The 22,052-nt window shown below is 62.3% G+C and carries 18 protein-coding genes; 7 read left to right on the top strand and 11 right to left on the bottom strand.

The window, feature by feature from the left end:
• Nucleotides 1–2 precede the first annotated feature (2 nt).
• The 8 genes from PCO31110_RS24670 to edd form a co-directional block, all read right to left on the bottom strand.
• Entirely contained in the window at nt 3–1,214 is a 1,212-nt protein-coding gene (locus PCO31110_RS24670) for an MFS transporter (RefSeq protein ID WP_150691672.1), read from the bottom strand.
• Entirely contained in the window at nt 1,211–2,797 is a 1,587-nt protein-coding gene (locus tag PCO31110_RS24675; RefSeq protein WP_150691673.1) for a carbamoyltransferase C-terminal domain-containing protein, read from the bottom strand. The genes PCO31110_RS24670 and PCO31110_RS24675 overlap by 4 nt, the downstream gene beginning before the upstream one ends.
• Nucleotides 2,794–3,852 (bottom strand): SagB/ThcOx family dehydrogenase, encoded by a 1,059-nt coding sequence (locus tag PCO31110_RS24680; RefSeq protein WP_150691674.1) that lies wholly within the window; start codon nt 3,850–3,852, stop codon nt 2,794–2,796. Before PCO31110_RS24680 ends, PCO31110_RS24675 begins: the two co-directional genes overlap by 4 nt.
• A gap of 670 nt (nt 3,853–4,522) precedes the next feature.
• Nucleotides 4,523–5,026, bottom strand: a complete 504-nt coding sequence (locus PCO31110_RS24685; protein ID WP_150691675.1) for a DUF1120 domain-containing protein — start codon at nt 5,024–5,026, stop codon at nt 4,523–4,525.
• Between the two features lie 72 nt (nt 5,027–5,098).
• Nucleotides 5,099–5,626: a helix-turn-helix domain-containing protein gene (locus PCO31110_RS24690; RefSeq protein ID WP_150691676.1), complete on the bottom strand. Its 528-nt coding sequence runs from the start codon at nt 5,624–5,626 to the stop codon at nt 5,099–5,101.
• A 68-nt stretch (nt 5,627–5,694) separates the two neighbouring features.
• The gene (gene dapA, locus PCO31110_RS24695) at nt 5,695–6,576 is read right to left on the bottom strand and encodes a 4-hydroxy-tetrahydrodipicolinate synthase (RefSeq protein ID WP_174979769.1); all 882 of its coding nucleotides are present in this window, start codon (nt 6,574–6,576) and stop codon (nt 5,695–5,697) included.
• A gap of 65 nt (nt 6,577–6,641) precedes the next feature.
• Nucleotides 6,642–7,106, bottom strand: a complete 465-nt coding sequence (locus PCO31110_RS25830) for a hypothetical protein (protein WP_010804414.1) — start codon at nt 7,104–7,106, stop codon at nt 6,642–6,644.
• Nucleotides 7,107–7,231: 125 nt separating this feature from the next.
• Nucleotides 7,232–9,079 carry a phosphogluconate dehydratase gene (gene edd, locus PCO31110_RS24700; protein ID WP_174979771.1) on the bottom strand — a complete coding sequence of 616 codons (1,848 nt, stop codon included), beginning with the start codon at nt 9,077–9,079 and terminating at the stop codon, nt 7,232–7,234.
• A gap of 259 nt (nt 9,080–9,338) precedes the next feature.
• Here edd and zwf point away from each other — a divergent pair, with 259 nt between their 5' ends.
• The 7 genes from zwf to PCO31110_RS24735 all read left to right on the top strand — a co-directional run bounded on the left by zwf (nt 9,339) and on the right by PCO31110_RS24735 (nt 17,632).
• On the top strand, nt 9,339–10,814 hold the full coding sequence (zwf, locus tag PCO31110_RS24705) for a glucose-6-phosphate dehydrogenase (protein WP_150691678.1): 1,476 nt from the start codon (nt 9,339–9,341) through the stop codon (nt 10,812–10,814).
• A gap of 76 nt (nt 10,815–10,890) precedes the next feature.
• The gene (gene pgl, locus PCO31110_RS24710; RefSeq protein WP_150691679.1) at nt 10,891–11,568 is read left to right on the top strand and encodes a 6-phosphogluconolactonase; all 678 of its coding nucleotides are present in this window, start codon (nt 10,891–10,893) and stop codon (nt 11,566–11,568) included.
• Nucleotides 11,546–13,426 (top strand): bifunctional transcriptional regulator/glucokinase, encoded by a 1,881-nt coding sequence (locus tag PCO31110_RS24715; protein ID WP_150691680.1) that lies wholly within the window; start codon nt 11,546–11,548, stop codon nt 13,424–13,426. Before pgl ends, PCO31110_RS24715 begins: the two co-directional genes overlap by 23 nt.
• Nucleotides 13,427–13,575: 149 nt before the next feature.
• Nucleotides 13,576–14,157, top strand: coding sequence for a MarR family winged helix-turn-helix transcriptional regulator (locus PCO31110_RS24720; RefSeq protein ID WP_150691681.1), 582 nt, complete (start codon nt 13,576–13,578; stop codon nt 14,155–14,157).
• Between the two features lie 46 nt (nt 14,158–14,203).
• Complete coding sequence (locus PCO31110_RS24725) at nt 14,204–14,413, top strand: dodecin (RefSeq protein ID WP_010804408.1); 210 nt, start codon at nt 14,204–14,206, stop codon at nt 14,411–14,413.
• A 163-nt stretch (nt 14,414–14,576) separates the two neighbouring features.
• Nucleotides 14,577–16,076 carry an AMP nucleosidase gene (locus PCO31110_RS24730; protein WP_150691682.1) on the top strand — a complete coding sequence of 500 codons (1,500 nt, stop codon included), beginning with the start codon at nt 14,577–14,579 and terminating at the stop codon, nt 16,074–16,076.
• Between the two features lie 179 nt (nt 16,077–16,255).
• Complete coding sequence (locus tag PCO31110_RS24735; RefSeq protein WP_150691683.1) at nt 16,256–17,632, top strand: GntT/GntP/DsdX family permease; 1,377 nt, start codon at nt 16,256–16,258, stop codon at nt 17,630–17,632.
• Nucleotides 17,633–17,741: 109 nt separating this feature from the next.
• On the opposite strand, the gene PCO31110_RS24740 is transcribed toward PCO31110_RS24735, so the two are convergent.
• From PCO31110_RS24740 to PCO31110_RS24750, 3 genes are all read right to left on the bottom strand, one after another.
• The gene (locus PCO31110_RS24740) at nt 17,742–18,995 is read right to left on the bottom strand and encodes an Hsp70 family protein (protein WP_010804405.1); all 1,254 of its coding nucleotides are present in this window, start codon (nt 18,993–18,995) and stop codon (nt 17,742–17,744) included.
• A 100-nt stretch (nt 18,996–19,095) separates the two neighbouring features.
• Entirely contained in the window at nt 19,096–20,484 is a 1,389-nt protein-coding gene (locus tag PCO31110_RS24745) for an MFS transporter (RefSeq protein WP_010804404.1), read from the bottom strand.
• A gap of 213 nt (nt 20,485–20,697) precedes the next feature.
• Nucleotides 20,698–21,924 carry a cytochrome P450 family protein gene (locus PCO31110_RS24750; protein ID WP_150691684.1) on the bottom strand — a complete coding sequence of 409 codons (1,227 nt, stop codon included), beginning with the start codon at nt 21,922–21,924 and terminating at the stop codon, nt 20,698–20,700.
• Nucleotides 21,925–22,052 lie beyond the last annotated feature (128 nt).

Below are 22,052 nucleotides of genomic sequence, written 5' to 3' on the forward strand. Positions count from 1 at the left end.
AGCTATTGCGGACGGGGCAGGCGAGAGGTGGTTGAGCGCAGTGGGCTTCGGGCGAAGAGGCCAAGTCCCACTGCCGACACGCCCGCAACCAGGAACACGAGTTCGATGCTTGTGACGCTTGAGAGCGCTCCACCGGCCAATGGTGCGGTGATCAAAACCAGCAGTTGAAGGCTTCTGCCGGTCGAGGTCACTGTGCCTAGCGTTTCGCGAGGGCACTCGCGTTGAAACGTCACCATCATCAACATGACACCGAGTCCATACCCGAGCCCGTTGCCGATCCATAGGCAGAGCATGAGGGGCAACGGTACGGTGACATCCGCGTACACCATGACGGCCGGTATCAAAATCGTTAGCCCGAACAGTGAACAGGATGTTGCGAGCAATGTCGTTGATTTGCATAGCCTGACGGCGTGCCGGAAGACAAAGGCACCGATCATCGCACCCGCCGCCGTACAGCCGACGATGCTGCCGAAGGTACCGTCCGGATAACCGCGCGCCTTCAGGAAGAGGGATAACAGTGCATCGTAAAAACCAAGGATGAACGCTTGGCAAAGCGTCACGATAAACACGCGCCTTAACACGGCGTGATCACGCAATATCGAGTGGAATACCGTCCAGAGCGGGCGGGTTCGTTGGGTGGAGTGATGGACGCCGGTGTTGATAGGTGTTCTCGATCCCGACACGAGCAAGAAACCAGCTACACCAAGCGCTGCGGAAATAGTGAAGCCGGAAAAGCCGGCATAAGCGGTGAAGGCTGCAACGAGAGGCGCAACGAGTTTGGTGATTTGATCAATGAGCGTTACTCGCCCTGCGTTCGCGGGAAGTGCGTTGTCGTCGAGAAGATGCCGGAAGAGTTGTTGTTCGGCAGGGGCTGGCGCGATGTTGGAGAGCCCCTTGAGTGCGACGCATGCTAGGAATATGTCGAGCGTCGGTGCTTGCCAGAGCGCGATGGCGGAGAGCACTCTCACGACATAGCTCCAACGCAAGAGACGCCATGGGCAGACTCTATCTGCATAGGCGCCCAGCCATGGCCCGAATAGTACGCCGGGTAAGCCATACAGCATCATGGCTAAACCGACCGAAACAGCGTCTGCGTTCCAGCGGAATGCCAGATTCTCGAAGATCAACGTGAAGTCGATCCACAAGATGGCGGCCCCCACGGAACGGGAGGCGAGAAGGCGTGGGTAGTTTCCGATGTGGGGGGATGGGGTCACGACGTCTCTCCAAGTATTTCGGCGGGGCTGTTTTTTCGCATATAGAGCCTATCCTCAATGACAAATCCATCCAGATGGACCTCGCGCGCATAGTTGGCCAGATCGGAACCTCGGTTGATGAAGTCCGTACCGTTGAAATTCAACGACGTATTACAAAGCACGCCAACGCCGCAGAGTTTTCGAAATTCGGAAAGAACTGAATGAAGCGCAGCATTTTGCTCATAAGTCACTGTCTGAACTCGCGCAGATCCATCCACATGAGTGATAGCTTGGAGATGCGGGTTTAGAACCTGATGGAAGAAGAGCATGTAGGGGCTAGATTTGGCCGGGGAAAAATGCTCACCGACCTCCTCTGCACTGCAAACTGGGGCGATTGGTCGAAATGACTCTCGCCGCTTTAGTTGATTCAATCGAAGAAGTGTCTGTTTGCTAAATGGGCTCGCCAAAATTGAGCGATTACCAAGTGCGCGCGGTCCGATTTCCGCGTTTCCTCTCGCCCAACCCAGAATTGCTCCGTCGTGAAGGTACTTTGCTATATCTGCTGGTGTCGCTTTTGTGCAGACAAAATCTCGATACTCAATTTCGTCAACCACAAACGGCTGGCCTGAGTACACGGACCAATTGAGTTTCGCTGAGCCAGTGAGCACAAATTGAGCATCTGCTGCGGTGCCTATGGCGGAGCCACTATCGTTGGCGCAAGGCGGAACAAAAACGTCAGAAAAAAGCCCCGTGGCGGAGAGGGACGAGTTCCATTCGCAATTTAGCCCGCACCCTCCGGATATGAGTAAGGGGGACTTTCGCGTAATGCACGGGCTGATACGAGTGATAAAACGCTGAAGAATTGCGTCGGATATCAGGCGAGAAAATCGTTTTCCTGTTGTAGACGTTACGCCGCAGTTAAACTGAGAGAACGCTCGGAAATCGGATTTCGAGAATTTCGGGATTTTCTCGGGATTCGAGAGTAAAGCGCTGACGAGATATTGCTCTTCTTGAGTCGGAGAAAGCTCATCTTCGTAGGCGGCCAACGCCATGAGCTTTCCTGCATCGGACAATCGTATTGCCCCGGGAGAGAGATCAAATGATGGGTCCATTAGCCCATAGGCGAACGCATATCTAATACCAGGACCCCACATAACGTCGCACAGAAGACTGATGTTCATCGCATCGTCAATCTCATAAAAGCGTCCTATATGTCCCTCCCATACCAATGCGTAACACGGAACCCCTTGGGGGAATGGTGATAACGCGTAAGAACAGAGAATGTGAGATCGCTCATGCGATGAGGAAATTAGTTTGATATGTCGACCAAAAATTTCCACCTGTCTGATTTCCGGGGCTTCAAGTCCTAAGTAGCCGCTGCCAATCTTACGCCTTGCGCCTCCCCGAATTTCGTCCCAGCCGCTAATTGCAATCGCATCAGGTTGGGCTCGGGAGAATTCAAAGGAATCAATTATGCTAGTGACATCTAATGGAGAAAAACGAGAAGCGGAATCTTTCTCCGCCTCGTGCGAGAATTTTAGGAATTCATCGCTGACGTAGACCGATGATCCATCGTGCCCCGGTTTAAATGACAAGATTTTCAATGACGCACCTTCTGCTTTTGAAAGTTCTGTAAGGCCGTTAGCGCGTCTTTAGCAACGGCGCCCGTGCCGTAACCCGCCCCGAGAAAGAAGAGCGTCGATTCGGTCACTCCGTCGACCTGAAGCAGCGAGTTCGCCTCAGCGTCTACAAAATATCCTGTGGGCCATGACTGGATTCCCTGGGCGGCGGAGACTAGTTGAAACGTCTGGATCAGACATCCCACGTCCATTAGTGCGACACGGTACGCTCTTGAGTGGGGGTATTTCCACCAGAGTTTATCGAAGCGTGACGTGATGAATACCCCATAAGACAGGCCGTCTGCGACTGTCTGATTGCAGAGAACGTGACATATATTCTCCCTGCTGGGTGCTTCAGATATATAGGAGAGTTCGTGCCGTATTGATCGATAGTGATACGTTCCCGGGCGTAGCCCGGTCACGTTGAACGCAATCAAATATGGTTCGCTTGCCTGCATTGACCCACCTGATGGCGAGGTCCTACGGTACCCGATCGGCATCAATCCGGCTTCTTCGAGGTCTGAGCGGGAACCGCCGTGAATTGCGCCAAATGTTGCCCAGAGTGAATTCGCGACCTCTTGCAATGAGATTGCTTTGCCATCGAATGCGCGGCAAGTTGCTCGTTGCATCAGCGCCGTGCCGAGATCACAGGTGTTTATCGTCTGGGGCGGCGGTAAAGGGGTGATGGGTCCGGGGCGAATGATCTCGACGGGAGGGATGGAGTTCGCGAGCGATGTGCAATGCTCAATGTAGCCGAGGTACGGAACTTCCTCAGCGGGGACGTCCGTCCGTGGAACTTGAGTTCCAACATGAAAAATCCTCGATAAGCAGTCCCATCCCCAATCGGCGGGGTCGCCTTGCGTAAGCAAGCCTGCTTCTGCTAGATCTTTGTCCACCCCCATTTCACTTTTGGGAGTTCCCCTAAGAAGTTCGAGAAGTCTTGCGATATGATCTGGGTCGATTTCGTATTGTTTATGTTGCAGGTAATTCCAAAGAATTAATTTTCCATTCAGTATCTTAAGAAATGCTGTGGGGGTCATTGTTTCTCACTAATGGGCGCTCAGGGTCAGTGACTCCGAGCGCCAAGTTGCGTAGTAATTAATTGCTGGACATCGGGCTCGTGTGAGGCGTGTTATATGCGTCGTTCGACTGGTTGGATAAGGATGATTCGATCTTGACTTGCTTCATGGAATTTCTCCTGTTGAAAAGCTTGTGGCTCGTTTGTTTCTTGCCCGGAGGGCGCTCGAATAATCGTTCCATTTTCTTTTAATGTCTTTTGGATTTTGTCAGTAGTATTTGGACTACGATATAACTAAAGTGTGATGAATGAATATATTCGGCTATTTGGGAAAATTCAGTCGGGCGCGAGGTCCGTGGTGAATGATCTGAAGTGGTTTCGGGATAGTCTGACCTTTGGCGCGCGGCAAAGCGCGAGCGACGCTCGGTGTTACTCACGCGCTAGAAGGCGTGGCCCACAACCAGATAGAGGGGAGCTTTCATACGGGGTCACGGACTTCGCTGGCGATGCCTTGAACCCCTGAGCTTCAAGGAAGTGTTCATTTCGCCGGGGCTTGTATGGATCGCGAAAATCGGACGTCGCGTCGCCGGGGATGGTTTTTGATTACGTGCGAGACGGGACTCCACCACGTGGATCACGGCGGCGAGCGTGCCGCCACCGGTCGTCATGACATCAATGATTTACCTAGCCTGTCAATCATCAACCCAGGTCCCTGACGGCCGGTCGAAGTGCTGGCTGCGGGGCGCGAAGACGTCGCTGGCATCGTCCAGTTCGAGTGTCACGTCGAGCGCACCATCGTTGTCGCGTTTAGCGCTTCCCAACGGATCGTTGCAGCATAGCCACAGCGACACGTCCGAGGGCATCCCATCGACGCGGAATGACTTGTGCTTGCCGATGAGAAACGGCTGCCCGTCCTTGCCGAATCGTCCGATCAATTGCCCCATCAGCGCGTCGGGGCCGTGATACGGATACCCGTCATCGCCCGAGACATTGTGCAGATACGTTGCGCCGGAATTCGGCGTGCGCCCGTCGGCGTCGCGGCGTCCGAACTTGCGGTCGTCCGTACGCGTGCACCATTCGCCCGACGCCCGCAGGATCACTTTCGGTGCAGACTGTGCACCGATCCTGTATCCCGTGTCCTGCCAGCCTTCCGAGGCGTACACCTTCATGCGCTTGTTGATGCGATCTGTCGTCATGACACGCTCCATCGTTGACGGGGGGCCGAGAACGGATTGGCGGGTGCTGGTGCTTCGTTACGCAAAGTGCAGTCAGTTCGAGTGTAGACGCACCGCTTCGCTGCCTGAAGCGTAACTGCGGAGTCCCGCCTCCAAACGGCGTTTCGGCGAGACGGCGATGCCCAACTCCGCATACAACTCGTCGAGGGCCTCGCGCGTGCCGACGAGCAATGCTGTGGTTTGCCCGCTGATGTCGGTGACAACGCTCACGAGCGTTTTTCCCTGACACGTTTCGCGCGCCGCGACGAACTGCGTCGACGTCAGCGCGGCGAGTGTGGCGAAGCGCTCCGCCTGCACCAGGCCGTTGATCTGGAACACCGGCTGCGCGGCACCGGTGGCGCGCGGCGCGAGCCGTACGTGAGTGCCGTCGCTGTAGGTCCCGAGCGCCGCGAACAGTTTTTCCCGGCCTTGCGGTCCCAGCGCACAGTGATCGCCATGTACCCAGCGCGAAATCGTGTTGCCGGTGATGCCGGTCGCGTAAGCGAGCCGGGCCAACGTGATTCCCGAGAGCTTGATGAGCAGACGGGCGACGGTGCGGTGACGCTGTTCGATGTCATCCATAACGGGTGTCCTGTCGTAAGGGCATTCAGGCGACGTGCTTGGCGCGCGGTGACGGAGCGTGTGCGGAGTCAGAACGCCATCGTCACTTCGAGTTGGGTGTCGATCTCTCTGCGAAGCGCGGGCGTGCAAGGCATGAGGGGCCGGCGAACCGTTTCCGGACACAGCCCCAGTGAAGCGAGTGCGGCTTTGATCGCCACTGGGTTCGGCTCGGAAAACAGCCGGCGAATGAGCGGCTTCATCCCGTTGAAGAGCGTCGTCGCGTGGGCCATGTCGCCCTCACGCACGTAGCGGAACAGCTTCAGATAGAGGTCGGGCCGAACGTGAGCCGCCGCCGAGATGCATCCGACGGCGCCCGCTTGCAGGGCAGGCAGCAACTGCATGTCGTCGCCGCACAGCACGCGCATGGTGACCTGCGACGGCAAATGCAGGAGCGGATGCGCGTCGCATTCCTTGATTGCCGCGAACGCGTCGTGCGACGCCAGCTCACGGATCGTCTCCACCCCAAGTGTCACCCCGGTGCGCAGCGGCACGTTATAGAGCACGAGCGGTTTGCGCGTGCCCGCCGCCAGCGTTCGGTAGTGCCAGAGAATGCCCTCCTGCGACGGGCGCAGATAGTACGGCGGAGGCACGAGATATCCGGCAAGCGGCAGGTCTTCGATGTTGCGAATTTGCTGCGCGGCGTTGGCCGTATCGGCCGCGCCGACACCGGCCACCACCGGCGCATGTCCGTGCGCGAGATGGCAAGCCGTCTCGACGAGCCAGCGGCGCTCGTCGTCGTCCAGCAATGTGCCTTCGCCCGTCGTGCCGGCCACGACCAGGCCGTTCACTCCCGCAGCAAGGTAGTAGTCGACCAGACGCGCGAAGGCGTTGCGATCGATCTGAGCGCCATTGGCGCCGGTCATGGGCGTGACGAGTGGAATCCACACGCCTTCGAAGATGGCTGTGTTCATATCAGGGGAGCAGGGTTGTGCGCAGAGCGAGAGACGCATCGAAGCGACGCCGGAATGTCGGTGGCTTAGGCCGCAGCGCGCAGACGCAACGCGCCGAACTCGGCTTCCGGTAACGATTGCATGACGACGTGCATGGCCCGTGAGGCTTCGATGCGCGGCAACGCAATCGACACCACGGCCGCGGTATCGCGCCGGATCGGACGAATCGTCTCGACGCGCCATGGCAGCGGCAGACTCATCGCCAACGTGATGGCAAGCGTCGAGACGGCAGCGCGGCTGAGCGTGATGTCGAGCGTTGCGTCGAGGCGAACGCGAGGGGTGTGTCGATTGCGTTGCCGCGGTGTTGCGAAAACGTCGGTCGGGGGGAGGGTTTGCGTGCTCGCCGGCGTGGCGGCGATGGCAGTGCCGGTGGCGGTGGCCGACGCGCGCGCCGCAGGGGCGGGCGTTGTGCCGTAGGCGTGGAAAGCGTCGGCCGGCGTGGCGTTCGCACCAGGAGGTTCGAGTCTGGCGCGCTGAGCGATGGTAGGCATGGCAACGTGTCGATTCACGACAAGAGTGACAACGGGGCCAGTCTAGGGAGGCGCAGATAAAAACGGCGTCAAGATTTTGACGCCGTACAGACAAGGGGCAGAGGTGCGTGCGGCGGCGCTACGCCTCAGCGCTGCGACGGATATTGCGCGTCGTTAAACAGCACGCATGCGCCGTGCGGTGCGGTGCCGACATTGTCGCGGAAGAGCCGGAACACATTGCGCCACGGGTCGAATGGCCGTTGCGGCATGGGCTCCGGCGTGCGAGCGGCGAGCGTGGCGTCGTCGACTTCGCAATGCAGCAGGTTCTTTTCACAGTCGATGGTGATGATGTCGCCGTCCTGCACGCGTGCGAGCATGCCGCCTTGCTCCGCTTCGGGCGAGAGATGGATGGCCGCCGGCACTTTGCCCGATGCTCCCGACATTCGCCCGTCAGTCACAAGCGCCACATGGTGGCCTTCGTCCTGAAGCAGACCGAGCATCGGCATGAGCTTGTGCAACTCGGGCATACCGTTCGCGCGCGGCCCCTGGAAGCGCACCACGACGATGACGTCGCGCGTCAATTCGCCCGCCTTGAACGCGGCCTGTGCCGATTCCTGATCGGAGAACACGCGCGCCGGGGCGCGCACCGTCTGATGTTCCGGTTTGACGGCAGACGACTTGATGACCGCGCGTCCCAGATTGCCCTCGAGCATGCGCAACCCGCCTTCGCGGGCGAAGGGCCGGGATGCCGGACGCACGATGGTCTCGTCGAGGCTGTCGCTGGGGGCGTCGTGCCACGAGAGCACGTCGTCGTGCAGAAGCGCTTCCTGCGTATACGCGCGCAGACCGTGTCCCATGACCGTGGTCACGTCGTTGTGCAGGAAGCCGGCGTCGAGCAGTTCGCGAATGAGGAAATTCAGGCCGCCAGCGGCGTGGAACTGATTCACATCGGCCTTGCCGCTCGGATAGACATGAGCGAGCAACGGCGTGACGTCCGACAAATCGGCGAAGTCCTGCCAGTCGAGCAGAATGCCGCCCGCATGGGCCATGGCGACAAGGTGCAGCGTATGGTTGGTCGAACCGCCCGTGGCGAGCAAACCGACAACGCCGTTGATGAACGCGCGTTCATCGAGAATGTGAGACGTATTGATGCCCGACTTCGCCAGCGCCACGGCGCGTGCGGTCGCCGCTTGTGTGAGCGCATGACGCAGCGGCGTGTGCGGATTGACGAACGACGCGCCCGGCAGATGCAGCCCCATGAACTCCATGAGCATCTGATTGCTGTTGGCCGTGCCGTAGAACGTGCAGGTGCCTTCCGTGTGATACGCGGCCAGTTCGGCGTCGAGCAGCGCCGCGCGCGTGATGCGGCCGGCGGCGTATTCCTGCCGGATGCGCGACTTCTCGTCGTTGGGCAACCCCGAGGGCATCGGGCCGGCCGGGGCGAACACGGCGGGCAAATGACCGAACGCCTGCGCGGCGATCACGAGCCCCGGCACGATCTTGTCACACACACCGAGGAACATCGCGGCATCGAACATCTGGTGCGAGAGCGCAATGACCGAGGCCATGGCGATCACGTCGCGCGAGAACAGCGAGAGCTCCATCCCGGCGTACCCCTGCGTCACGCCATCGCACATCGCGGGCACGCCGCCGGCCACCTGCGCGCTCGCGCCGTGGGCCCGTGCAGCGGACTTGATGATGTCGGGGAACTCGGCGAACGGTGCATGCGCCGAAAGCATATCGTTGTAAGCGGTGACGATGCCGATGTTGGGTGTGCGCTCGGCGCGGATCTTGAGACGGTCGTCGGCGGGGGCGGCTGCCAGCGCGTGCGCGAGGTTGGCACACCCCAGCGTCTCGCGCCCGGGTTGCCCCTGCGTGGCGCGGGCGACGCCTTCCAGATAAGCCTGACGAGACGACCGGCTGCGCTCGATGAGGCGCTCGGTCACGCGTTCTACCACCGGATGCAGCGACACGTTGTGCGAAGACTGAGTCATGGTGATTCCGTGACGTTGTGGGGCGTCCGATGCGGGGCGGCGCAACCGGCGCGTTAGACGCCTGCGACACCGTTCGCATGCCGGCTCGACGTGATGCCCTGTCCTAAATCATCGGCGGATGATGTAGTCAAAGCACGAGATTTTGTTGATTCGAAGTGTAGTTAAACTACAATGCAGTGTCAAAGTTGCGCTTCTTCAGTGACATCCGACCGTCTGCCAAGTTCGGTCGTCGTCAGGTCGCACGGAGTCCACGCTCGCTATGAACACGCCTTCACCCTATACCTTTGTGTTGTTCGGCGCCACCGGCGATTTGTCGCTGCGCAAAGTGCTGCCGGCACTATTCCGGGCGTTCCGCACGGGCCAGTTGGGCTCGGACGCCGCCACCGATACCGGCCACATTCTGGCCATTTCCCGCAAGCCGATGGATGCCGCTTCGTACCGTGCGTGGTGTGAGGCGCATGTGCGCGAGCACATCAAGGCCGACGTGTGGGACGAGGACGCCTGGAAGCGCTTTCTCGCCACCATCGACTATATGCCGCTCGATCTCGGCCGCGAGGAGAAGTTCGGTGCGCTGGCCGAGCGTCTGACACAGCGCAGGGGCGTGCGCATCTTCTATCTGGCGACCGGTCCCTCGTTATTCATCCCTATTTGCGAAGGGCTGCGTAGCGCCGGGCTCAACGAAAACGGCCGCATCGTGCTGGAGAAACCGCTGGGGCATGACCTGGCCTCGTCGGTGGCGATCAACGACGCCGTGGGCGCCATCTTCCGTGAAGACCAGATCTATCGTATCGACCACTACCTTGGGAAAGAGGCCGTGCAGAACCTGCTGGCGCTGCGCTTCGGCAATGCCATCTTCGAGCCCTTGTGGCGGCGCGAGTTGATCGAGAGCATTCAGATCACGATTGCCGAGGCCATCGGTGTCGAGGGGCGCGGTGAGTTCTACGAACAGACCGGCGCGCTGCGCGATATGGTGCAGAACCACTTGCTGCAACTGCTGGCCATCGTGGCGATGGAGCCGCCGCTGTCGATGGATGCCGACGCCGTGCGTGACGAGAAGCTGCGCGTATTGCGTTCGCTGCGCCCGCTTAACGACGAAACGGTCGCCCGCAATGTGGTGCGCGGCCAGTACGGTGGCGGTGCCATCGACAAGTCTGCGGTGCCGGCCTATGCCGACGAGCCGGGGGTGCCGGCCGACAGCCAGACCGAGACGTTTGTCGCCCTGAAAGCCGAGATCGACAACTGGCGCTGGGCGGGCGTGCCGTTCTTCCTGCGCACCGGCAAGCGACTCGGCGAGCGCGTGGCCGAGATCGTCGTCAACTATCGCGCGACGCCGTATCCGCTGTTGGGCGAGGCCACGGCGCACCCTGGCGCCAATCGTCTCGTGATCCGCCTTCAGCCGAACGAATCCATCCGCCTTTACTGTCTGGCGAAGCAACCGGGCGAGGGGATGAATCTGCAATCGGTCCACCTCGATCTGGCGTTCGACCAGTTCTTCAAGGGACACAGGATGGATGCCTACGAGCGTTTGCTGCTCGACGTCATCAACGGCCGTCTTGCGCTCTTCGTCCGGCGAGACGAGCAGGAGCAGGCGTGGCGCTGGGTCGCGCCGATCCAGGCATATTGGTCGCGTCAGCACAAGGGGCCGAAGCGCTACGCCGCCGGAACGTGGGGGCCGCCGGCCGCGAGTGCGCTACTGGCGCAGTACGGCGCGAGCTGGGTCGAGGAAGATATTTGAGACGGATCGCCGGGCGGGGCACGGTCATCGTTCGGCGCGGCCAGTCCGCAGCCAAGGACACCGGAGGCAGACACACATGATTCACTGGCGCATATTCCCTACACGTGAAGCCCAGGCGCTGGCTCTGGCCAATGCCGTTGCCGCACGGCTCGACGAAGCGCTGACCATTCGTCCGCGCGCGCTGTTGGCCGTGTCGGGCGGCACAAGTCCCAAGGCATTTCTCTCGCAATTGGCGCGGTTGCCCGTGGCGTGGAGAGACATTGCCATCACCCTCGTCGACGACCGCTGGGTGCCGCCTGTGCATGCCGATAGCAATGCGCGTCTGGTCGCCGAGACACTGCTGCCCGGCGTAACGGGCGCGCAATGGTTGCCGCTTGTCGACACGGCGACCGATGCCGCGCTGCAAGTGCAAACCCTCAACGACACCTGGACGCATGGCGTGCCGCAAGTGTGCGTGCTCGGCATGGGCGAGGACGGGCATACGGCATCGCTTTTCGCCGACGCACCGCAATGGCGCGAGGCGATTACCACTCACCGCAAGTTCGTCCTCGTACAGCCGCAGCACGCGCCGCATCTGCGCGTGTCGTGGTCGCTCACGGCACTGGCGGCTTGCGAGCGCCTCATTCTGCAGATTCAGGGCGCCGCCAAACGCGAAGTGCTGGAAGCCGCGCAAACCGAGGAACAGGACAACGCCATCTCCCGGCTGATTCACAGAGAAGGAGTCAAGATCGATGTCTTCTGGAGTGAGGAATAATTCGCCGCACATGAGCGGTCCGCGACTGCTGGCCGACATCGGCGGCACCAACGCCCGTTTCGCACTGGAAATTGCACCCGGCGATCTCGTCGAGATCCGGGACTATGCCTGCGACGACTATCCCGGTGTTCCCGAAGTCATCCGCGCCTATCTCGACGAGGCCGATCATGCCGAGCCGGTGCTGCACGCGGCGATTGCCATCGCCAATCCCATCGAAGGCGATGAGATTCGCATGACAAATCGCGACTGGCACTTCTCGATCGAGGCGACGCGCCGCGTGCTGGGCTTCGAGACATTGCTGGTCGTCAACGATTTCACTGCGCTCGCCATGGCGCTGCCTTACCTGTCGGATACGCAGAAGCGGCAGGTGGGCGCGGGCGAGCCGCAGCCCAACGGCGTCATTGGCCTGCTCGGCCCGGGGACTGGCGTTGGCGTGTCCGGCCTTATTCCGGCGGGCGATCGCTGGATTGCGCTCGGCAGTGAGGGCGGCCACACGACCTTCGCCCCGGCGGACGAGCGCGAAATCGATGTGTTGCGCTATGCATGGCAGCACTTCCCGCATGTCTCGTTCGAACGGCTGGTTGCCGGGCCCGGCATGGCGCTGGTCTATCAGGCGTTGGCCCGGCGTGAAGGGCGTGAAGGGCGTGAAGTGGAGCCGCTGGAGACACCCGCCATCGTGAAGCTCGCGCAAGGAGGCGATGCGCTCGCGCGTGAGACGGTCGACTGCTTCTGTGCGATGCTCGGCACGCTCGCAGGCAACGTCGCCGTTACGTTAGGCGCGGTTGGCGGCGTGTATCTGGGCGGCGGCGTGATCCCGAAGCTCGGCACGCTGTTCGAGAACTCGCCGTTTCGCCAGCGCTTCGAGGCGAAGGGCCGTTTCGAAGGCTATTTGAAGAAGATTCCGACGTACGTCATTACGGCCGATCACCCGGCGTTTCTCGGCACTTCCGCCATGCTTGCCGAGCAACTCGGCACGCATGCGGCGGGGGCGGGTGGATTGATCGACCGTCTGCATCGGTTGCGCGACCGGCTGAGTCCAGCCGAACAGCGTGTCGCGGAACTCACGCTCAGGCAGCCGCGCGCATTGCTCGCGGAGCCGGTATCGGAAATCGCCCGTCTGGCACGAGTGAGTCAGCCCACCGTCATCCGCTTTTGCCGCAAGCTCGGCTGCCAGGGTCTGTCTGACTTCAAGCTCAAACTCGCGAGTGCGTTGACCGGCACGCTGCCGGTGCGTCACGGACAGGTGCATGTGGGCGACTCGGCGGCGGAGTTCAGTGCAAAGGTGCTCGACAACACCGTGTCGTCGATTCTCCAGATGCGCGAGCATCTGGACGCACGCACGGTCGAGGCGGCCGTCACGCTGCTCGACGGCGCGCACCGCATCGAGTTCTATGGGCTCGGCAATTCCGGCGTGATTGCGCAGGACGCCCACTACAAGTTCTTCCGTTTCGGCATGCCGACCATCGCTTATGGCGATCCGTATCTGTTGCAGGCGTCGGCGGGGTTGCTCGGAGACGGTGACGTGGTGGTCGCGATTTCCGCATCGGGGCGCTCGGCGGACCTGAACCGTGCCGTCGACATCGCCGTGGCACGCGGCGCGAAGGTGATTGCGCTCACCGCGCGCAACTCGCCGCTCGCGCGCAAGGCGACACTTGTCCTGCCAAACGACCACGTCGAGACGATGGGGGCGCATGTGACGATGATCGCGCGGATTCTGCATCTCGCGGCCATCGACGTGCTGGCGGTCGGCGTTGCGATACGCCGCGCCGGGCCGGGGGCGGAGACGGCGGGCGAGGGCGCGCTCGACTGGCTGAGGCATGGCAGCGCTCAGGATTCGGACACGCCGGCGGTTGCCTGAACGCCGTTCGGGTTTCGGGCGATCCAGGCGGCAAATCGAATGGCCACGGCGGACACCGTGGCCATTCGTGCATGAAGCGGCTTGCGAAACACCGTACCGCAGCCTTGGCGGCTTGATATTAATTAACATGTTCAGCATAATGCTGACGTATGAAAGTGTCCGATTCCGCCCAACGTTTCGGCTTTCTCGTGGCAGACGTCCAGCGTCTGTTCGGGCGCCGCTTAGAACAGTTTGCGCGACGCACGCTACCGATGACGCGTGCCCAATGCCGCCTGCTTATCTACCTCGCCGACAATCGCGGCGTGAGTCGGACAGTGTTGGGCGACATTCTCGAAACCCCGCCGCAGATGCTCGCCCGCATGCTCGATCGCATGGAAGAGGCGGGCTGGGTACGCCGCCGTCCTGACGCGCGAGACCCTCGTATCGAACGTCTGTTTATCACACGCGCGGCTGTCGAGCAGTTGCAGGTTGCCCGCGCACTCTCCGACAAAGTGCGCAATGAGGCGCTTCATGGCCTGACGGCCTTCGAGACGGTGCAGCTCACGCAATTGCTGCAAAAGGTGCGCCGCAATCTCATGAACGTCGTGCCGACGCCGCTCGATACCGTGGTGCCGGCGACGCTGCGTCACGACCAGACCGCGTGCGAGCGCGATGACGGTAGCACGGAGTCCGATCCCATCGAAGGCCCGGGCGGCCGTCTGTCGGAATGCGCCGACTTGCACCCGCAGTAGCACACGCCTAGCATGGGAAGTCTCCAAACCAACCCCGGAGACTGTCATGACGAATCACGTGTACAAGCAGATCGAGCTGACCGGCTCGTCGCCCAAGTCCATCGACGATGCCGTCAAATGCGCCATCGAGCGCGCGAGCAAGACGCTGCGCAATCTGAACTGGTTCGAAATCATCGAGACACGCGGCCATATCGAGGACGGCAAGGTCGCTCACTGGCAGGTCACGCTCAAGGTCGGCGTGCGGCTCGAAGACTGACGCAGGCATCGTTTCCAGCGACTGTCGGCGTCCCTTGCTACCCGCGTCGTGCGGCGCCTCGTCCCCGAGGCTCCGCATGACGCAGGGGCCCCGCGGACGTCATACAGTCGTGTCACAATAGGCGCATACTCGACATCATGAAAAAGACAGAAGAGGTTTGCGCATGTCCGAACAAGAACCGGTTCATGCCACCCGATCGATCGCAGATCCGGTGGAAGCCGTCGCCTACCTGAAGACGATTTACGATGCCAACACGGCGTATCTTCGCGCCGCTTTCGAACGATTTTCCACGCAGAAAGATCAGTCGCGGCGGGTGAGCGCGCATTACCCGTTCATTCGCATCACCACGGAAGACATCACCCAACTGGACAAGCGCTTGTCCTATGGCTTTGTGTCCGGCCCCGGCAGTTATCAGACGACGGTCACGCGGCCGGATCTGTTCGAGAGCTACTACATCGAGCAACTCCGGCGTCTGGCCCACAATCACGGCGTGGCGTTTGAAGTCGGCGTCTCAGACGAGCCGATTCCCGTGCACTTCGCCTATCAGGACGGCGTGTACCTCGAAGGCGATCTCGATCAGACGCACTTGCGTGCCATGCGCACGGTCTTCGACGTGCCCGACCTCGCCACGATGGATGACAGTATCGTGAACGGCACGCGCGATCCGCTGCCTGACGAGATCCTGCCGCTTGCGTTGTTCACTGCGCCGCGCGTCGACTATTCGCTGCATCGTCTGCGTCATTACACGGCGACGTCGCCCGAGCATTTTCAGAACTACGTGCTCTTCACGAATTACCAGTTCTATATCGACGAGTTCGTCGAACTGGGCCGGGAACTGATGAGCGCAACGGACGATGCTGCAACGCGCGAGTACCGCAGCCAGTACACGGCATTCGTGGAGCCGGGCAACGTCACGCACTGGAATCAGAATATCGACGCGCGCGACTCGCAGGGCACGCCGCCACCGCGTTTGCCGCAAATGCCGGCGTATCACCTCGTGCGCCCGGACAACACCGGTATCACGATGGTGAACATCGGCGTGGGACCGTCCAACGCGAAGACCATCACCGATCACATTGCCGTGCTGCGCCCGCATGCGTGGGTCATGCTGGGGCACTGCGCCGGGCTGCGTAACTCGCAGCGTCTGGGCGACTACTGCCTCGCGCACGGCTACGTGCGTGAGGATCACGTGCTCGACGACGATCTGCCGCTGTGGGTGCCGGTGCCGCCGCTGGCAGAGGTGCAGGTCGCGCTCGAGCGTGCGGTGGCCGACGTCACGCAACTCGACGACTTCGAACTCAAGCGCGTGATGCGCACGGGCACGGTGGTCACGGTCGACAATCGCAACTGGGAGTTGCGCGATCACCGCGAGCCGGTGCAGCGCATGAGCCAGAGCCGTGCGATTGCGCTCGACATGGAAAGCGCGACCATCGCGGCGAACGGTTTTCGTTTCCGGGTGCCGTACGGCACGCTGCTGTGCGTGAGCGACAAGCCGCTGCATGGCGAGCTGAAGTTGCCCGGCATGGCGGACCGTTTCTATCGCGAGCGCGTCGATCAGCATTTGAAGATCGGTGTGAAGGCGATGGAACTGTTGCGCGATAACGGTCTGGATCGTCTGCACAGTCGCAAGCTGCGCAGTTTCAACGAGGTCGCGTTCCAGTAACGCGGCCCGGCGGCCGCGACGTTTCGACGACCGAAACTTGCCGCAATCCCCCTCGCGCCCCGTGTCACGGGGCCTTGCAGCCCGTGCGTGCACGCGGTTGCCTCCGGTAGCACAATGCCCGCACACACCGGCCGCAAGTTGCGCGCCGGTGTTCTCGTTTCCCGTCACCAAGGATCATCGTGGAGCTAGTCAACCACGTCGTGCCATGGGCAGCGCACGACACTCGCCTTCTGCTGTCCTGTCTCGTCGGCCTAGTGGCCATCATCGTCTTCATCAGCGCTCTCAAGCTGTCGCCGTTTCTGTCGATCCTGATCGGCACGTTCATCGCCGGTCTCGGCGCGGGATTGCCGCTCGACGCGGTGGCCGGCGCGTTCAGCAAGGGGGCGGGCGGCCTGCTGGGTGACGCCGGCATGATCATCGCGCTGGGGGCCATGCTCGGGGCGTTGATGGCCGACACCGGGGCGGCCGACCGGATCGTGACGGTTCTGCTCACGTTCGCGAAGGGATCGGCGCTACCGTGGACGATGGCGCTGGTCGCGATGATCATCGGCTTGCCGCTGTTCTTCGAAGTGGGTCTGGTGATGATGGTCCCGATCATCTTCGTGATGGCGCGCCGGGCCAATACGCCAATCCTTCGCGTGGCGATTCCGGCACTCGCGGGCATGACCACGCTGCACGCGCTGGTGCCGCCGCACCCAGGGCCGCTGATTGCCGTCTCGGCGTTGCACGCGGATCTGGGCATGACGATGGGACTCGGCCTGCTCATCGCCATTCCTGCGGTGATTCTGGCGGGTCCGCTGTATGGCATGTGGCTCGCGCCGCGTTTGCATGTCGAAGCGCCACAGCAACTGGGCGAGCTGTTCACCAAGCGCGATGACGATGTAGCGCCACCGCCCTTTGCGGCGGCGCTGTTGGTGATTCTGTTGCCGGTCGTGCTGATGCTGGGGCGCACGCTGGCGAAGATCACGCTGACGCCCGAGACACCGTTGTTCGACGCGCTCAATTTTCTGGGCGAGCCGATCATTGCGCTGGCACTGACGGTTGTCGTCGCTATCGTCGTGCTGGGTTGGAGCCGTGGATTGCCACGCGCCCGGGTGGGCGAGACGCTGCGCCGCGCCCTGCCGCCGATTGCCGGGCTGCTGCTCACGATCGGGGCAGGTGGCGGCTTGAAGCAGGCGCTGGTGACAGCGGGCATTGCCACGACCATCGGCAAGGTAGCCGTCGGCACGCATATGCCACTCATTCTGCTGGCCTGGCTGATTGCCGTGGCGTTGCGTCAGGCGACGGGATCGGCAACGGTGGCGACCACTACCACGGCGGGTATCGTCGCGCCGTTGGTGATGCATCTGCCGCCGGTGCAAGGCTCGCTCATCGCGCTGGCGATCGGGGCGGGATCGGTGTTCTTCTGCCACGTCAACGACGCCGGCTTCTGGATGGTGCGCGAATACTTCGGACTCAAGCTGAAGGAGACGCTGTGGGTCTGGTCGGTATTGCAGACCATCGTGTCTGTCGTGGGGTTGGCGATGACGCTGTTGCTCTGGCAGGTCTTCGTCTGACAGGATCGACCTGATTTGCCGCATGGCATGAAAAAAGCGCGCAGACCTTTCGGTCGCGCGCTTTTTTTCACCATCGCCAGACGGCGCTGGAGCCAGCGGGGGGAGAGGCTCAGGAAAACACGCGTTTGGCGTGAATGCCCAGACCCAGCGCCACGCTGGCGAGACGATCGCCGAAGACCGGCGTGGCTTTCGGGAAGGCCGCGCACATCGCGCTGGACAGGCAGCGAAGCCCGGTGGAGCCGCCCGTGAAATAGAGGGCATCGACATCCTCGGCGCGCAATCCCGCCAGCGCAGCCGTGTGCACGGCGCCTGCGGCGATGCTCGCGATTTCGTCGCTGACCGCTTCGATCAGTCCCGCTTCCGAGAACGCAATGGCCAACTCGCGTTCGATCAGGGACAGGTCGATGCACGTCTCACCGCCCGATGACACCTCGATCTTCGCGTCTTCGGCATGACCGACGAGCGCATGCCCGAGGCGTTGCTCCACCGTTCGCATGAGGCGTCGGTGATGCGCCGGATCGGCGTACAGATGCGCCGTAAGCGCGAGTTCGCCAACGCGCTTGGGCGTGTAGACGGTATTGATGAGATGCCACGTCGCCAGATCGAAATAGATCCGGTTGGGCACTTCCTTACCGTCCGGGCCGAGCGCTTTGTAGCCGAGTTCGCGCAGGATCGTGGCCAGCTCGATGCGCCGGTCGAAGTCGGTGCCGGCGATGTGTACGCCATGGTGAGCGAGCACGTCGCCCTTGCGCTCCAGATGGCGAGCGCGCTCCGGTCCGACGCGAACGAGCGAGAAGTCCGACGTCCCGCCGCCGATGTCGACGACAAGGACTTGCTGCTCGCTGGTCAGGCGCGACTCGTAATCGAATGCGGCCGCAATCGGCTCGAACTGGAACTGGACGTCCTGGAATCCCACGTCGCGCGCGCTTTGTTCGAGCGAGCGCTGCGCTGCGGCGTCGGCGCGCGGGTCGTCGTCGACGAAGAACACCGGGCGGCCCATGACCACCTGGCGCAGATCGCCGCCGTCGGTCTTGAGCGCGTGTGTGCGCAGATGGCGCAGGAATGTGGCGATGATATCGATGTAGCGCATCGCCGAGCCGTTGCCGAGATCGGTGGTGCTTTCGATCAGGGATGAGCCCAGCAGGCTTTTGAGCGAGCGCATCAGGCGCCCGTCGTAGCCATCGACATAATCGGAGACGGCTTGACGGCCGAATGAGGCACGGCCGCCTTCGTCGGCGTTGAAAAATACGGCGGTCGGCAGCGTGCCGTAGCCGGCTTCCAGTTCGACCAGACGCATGGTCGCGCCGTCTTGCACGGCGACGGCGGAATTCGAAGTGCCGAAATCGATGGCGCAAAAACTCATGGCGTTTGCGGCCCACGCAGGCGAGCCGTAAAAGGTCGGCAGTGTAGCACGGCCGGGTGGACGGCCGGGTGAACCTGTCGGGACCGCCCGTGCGCGGCGGTCATCCGCGGGTCGATTTTGCGTCCGGCTGGGCGGACGGCAATGTGCGCAGGCTGCTCACCACGGCGGCTACCGCCGCGAACGCGGCGGCGAGGTACAGCGACGCCCGGGTGCCGAAGCCTTCCGGCGAAACGCTGAAAACGAGGGCGACGAGCGCGGCACCGGTCGTCTGTCCGGTCAGGCGTGCCGTGCCCAGCATGCCGCTGGCGCCGCCGCTGCGATGGGGCGGGGCGGACATGATCATCGCGTAATTGTTGGGCGACTGGAAGAGGCCGAAGCCGAAACCGCACAGCGCCATGCGCCAGACGATATCGATCGGATGCGGATGTGCGGGTAACAGGGCGAGCGCGAGCAGGCCGAGTGCGAGCGCGGCCAGACCGATTCCGCCCAGCAGGCCTGGCTTGTAGTACTCGAGCAGACGTCCGGCCAGCGGCGCGACGACAACGATGGTGAGCGGCCACGCGGTCATCAGCAAGCCGGTCTGAACGTGATCGAAGCCGAGGGTGTCCTGAAGGAAAAAGGGCAGTGAGACGAATGCGAGCATTTGCGCGCAGAACGACGCCATCGAGGTGCAGATCGACAGCCCGAAAATCGGGATGCGCAGCAGGTCGACGGGGAGCAGCGGGACGGGTTGGGTGCGTTGGCGTCGCACGAAGACCGTGCCGATGGCGATGGCGGCAACCAGTTCGACGGCCACGAGCCAATATTCTTGCCCGTGCCCGAAAGCGTCGATGCCGGAGATGAGCAACCCGAAGGTGAGCGCGCTCAACACGGCGCCGGCCCAATCGAACGGATGCGAGGCGCGGGCGGTGTCGGGCAGCGAGCGCACGGCGATGGCTAAGGCGATGATGCCGAGCGGCACATTGATGGCGAAGAGCCACGGCCAGTGCGCGATGGACAGCACCCCGGCGGCAATCGTCGGACCCGCGGCGGACGACACCGCCACGATGAGCGAGTTGAGCGCGACCCCGCGCCCGAGCCAGCGCGCCGGGTAGATGGCTTTCACGAGTGCGGTGTTCACGCTCATGATGCCGGCCGCACCGAAGCCTTGCGCCACGCGTGCGAACGTGAGCGTGACGAGTGAGTCCGAGAGGGCGCAGGCCAGCGAGGCGAGCGTGAAGAGTGCCAGGCCGACGGTGTAGACGCGGCGATAGCCCACGATCTCGCCCAACGCGGCAAGCGGCAGCAGTGAGATGGTAATGGCGAGCTGGTAGGCGTTGACGATCCAGATCGACGTGGCCGGACTCGCGTTCAGATCGCGTGCGATGGTGGGCAGCGCGACGTTCGCAATGGCGCTGTCGAGCACCGAGAGCGAGATGGCGAGCATGACGGTTGCAATGGCCCAGAGCCGGGCGGGCATGGGCATGCCGTCAGTGAGTGTGTCGGACATGAGAGCAGCGGAAGTCGAAACGGTCGCGCGTCCGGACGTCGTGACGCCGATGCGCGAAAGGAAACCGCCATCCTGCCCGAAATCCCGGAATGGAGCCGTATCGTCGCGCAAAGCCTTGTGTTTACAGGGGCTTCAGGCGGTCAAGCTTGTTTTGTCTGGTGGAATTTATGTTCCATCAAATAAAACTAAAGCCGATCAGGCGAAAGGCGTGTGTCACGACGACGGGCCGTCCTCGTGAAAACGCGCGATGCGAACATTGCCGAGCGGGTGATAGGCGATGCCGTTGGCGATCGACACGAGATCGACATCGCTGTCGAGCATCGTTTGTACGCCGACGGCTGCGATCGTACTGGCAGGCGAGCGTCCGGGGCATGTGTGCGTGCCGTGTCCGAAGGTCCACGCGGGGCTTTCAGGCGAGGCAACGGCAGATCCTGCGGCAAGCACGACGAGTATCGAGTCGTCGCGCGCCAGCGTCCGCTCACCGACGATGGCACTCGCGTGCAGGAAACGCCGGGTGTTCTGCACCGGTGGATCGAGCCGGATGACGTCGCCGACAGCCGCGGTGGCGACACGCAGATTGGCCGGAAGCGCTATGCGGGCGGCGTCGGCCGGCGGTATTGGCAACGTGTGCCGCGCAAGCCTGCGCAAACTGTTGGCCACGAGTCCCGCGCAGGCGTCGTGCGTTTGCGTGAAGAGGCCGGCGATATTCGCCGTGAGAACGCCATAGTCGACGGCGTCGTCGCGTGCGGCATGCCGGGCGGTGTCGTGCAACCAGGTGTTCGAGCCGGCGTGGTGCTCGAGCCAGCGTATCGCACGGCCTCGCATCGTTGTGGCGGCGCTATGTCCGCGCGCCAACACGTCGGCACACGGCGAGGGCTTCGCTGATTCGGCCATGGCGGCGACCAGCTTTCGGACGTCGTCATAAACGTCCGCCCACTGCGGGGAAGGAACACCGAGCCAGGCGGCGAGTGCGTAAATCGGCTGACGAAAGACGAAGTCGTCGAGGCGGGCGGGGAGGGCTTCGCCGCACACGAGGTAGGCGTCCGAGCAGGCGGCCTGGCTCGCCTCTCGCAGTGCGGCGAGCGTGGCGTGATCGGCGTGTAGCGCGGCGAGGCGTGTCTTCAACCACGGTTTCATTGCGGCATGCGCGACCCCGTCGTTCATGCGGACGAGCGCACCGAACCAGTCGCCGGCGGCACCGTCGGCCAAGGCTGCGGGCACCGTGGCTCCGTCAGGCCGAACGCCGCAGGCGGGGTGACCGAGCACTGCCGCCAATGCTTGCGGCCCGGCGGCGACCCACATGCCCAGCGAGGCGTCGAAGTCGAACGGACGCTGCTGCGCGAGCGACTCGTAGTATGGGTACGGATTCGGGTGGACGACCGCAGCCAACGCATTGGCCGGAGGCGGTACGGTAGCGACATCGACGTTGGCAGCGAACATGGCAGGGCGTCTCTACGGAAGGTCTCGACGGCGCCTATCTTCAGGCGTGATCGGTCCGACATGCTTCATGACGCACTGAAGTGTCGATCGCATTCGCGGGCCTATACTGCGGCTCATGTGCTTTACGG

The organism is Pandoraea communis (assembly GCF_902459745.1).
GTDB lineage: Bacteria > Pseudomonadota > Gammaproteobacteria > Burkholderiales > Burkholderiaceae > Pandoraea > Pandoraea communis.

Excerpts from the sequence above, each read along its gene's own strand:
- PCO31110_RS24680 (WP_150691674.1), bottom strand. The coding sequence starts at position 3,852 with ATGACCCCCACAGCATTTCTTAAGATACTGAATGGAAAATTAATTCTT.
- PCO31110_RS24685 (WP_150691675.1), bottom strand. The coding sequence starts at position 5,026 with ATGACGACAGATCGCATCAACAAGCGCATGAAGGTGTACGCCTCGGAA.
- PCO31110_RS24690 (WP_150691676.1), bottom strand. The coding sequence starts at position 5,626 with ATGGATGACATCGAACAGCGTCACCGCACCGTCGCCCGTCTGCTCATC.
- dapA (WP_174979769.1), bottom strand. The coding sequence starts at position 6,576 with ATGAACACAGCCATCTTCGAAGGCGTGTGGATTCCACTCGTCACGCCC.
- PCO31110_RS25830 (WP_010804414.1), bottom strand. The coding sequence starts at position 7,106 with ATGCCTACCATCGCTCAGCGCGCCAGACTCGAACCTCCTGGTGCGAAC.
- edd (WP_174979771.1), bottom strand. The coding sequence starts at position 9,079 with ATGACTCAGTCTTCGCACAACGTGTCGCTGCATCCGGTGGTAGAACGC.
- zwf (WP_150691678.1), top strand. The coding sequence starts at position 9,339 with ATGAACACGCCTTCACCCTATACCTTTGTGTTGTTCGGCGCCACCGGC.
- pgl (WP_150691679.1), top strand. The coding sequence starts at position 10,891 with ATGATTCACTGGCGCATATTCCCTACACGTGAAGCCCAGGCGCTGGCT.
- PCO31110_RS24715 (WP_150691680.1), top strand. The coding sequence starts at position 11,546 with ATGTCTTCTGGAGTGAGGAATAATTCGCCGCACATGAGCGGTCCGCGA.
- PCO31110_RS24720 (WP_150691681.1), top strand. The coding sequence starts at position 13,576 with ATGAAAGTGTCCGATTCCGCCCAACGTTTCGGCTTTCTCGTGGCAGAC.
- PCO31110_RS24725 (WP_010804408.1), top strand. The coding sequence starts at position 14,204 with ATGACGAATCACGTGTACAAGCAGATCGAGCTGACCGGCTCGTCGCCC.
- PCO31110_RS24730 (WP_150691682.1), top strand. The coding sequence starts at position 14,577 with ATGTCCGAACAAGAACCGGTTCATGCCACCCGATCGATCGCAGATCCG.
- PCO31110_RS24740 (WP_010804405.1), bottom strand. The coding sequence starts at position 18,995 with ATGAGTTTTTGCGCCATCGATTTCGGCACTTCGAATTCCGCCGTCGCC.
- PCO31110_RS24745 (WP_010804404.1), bottom strand. The coding sequence starts at position 20,484 with ATGTCCGACACACTCACTGACGGCATGCCCATGCCCGCCCGGCTCTGG.
- PCO31110_RS24750 (WP_150691684.1), bottom strand. The coding sequence starts at position 21,924 with ATGTTCGCTGCCAACGTCGATGTCGCTACCGTACCGCCTCCGGCCAAT.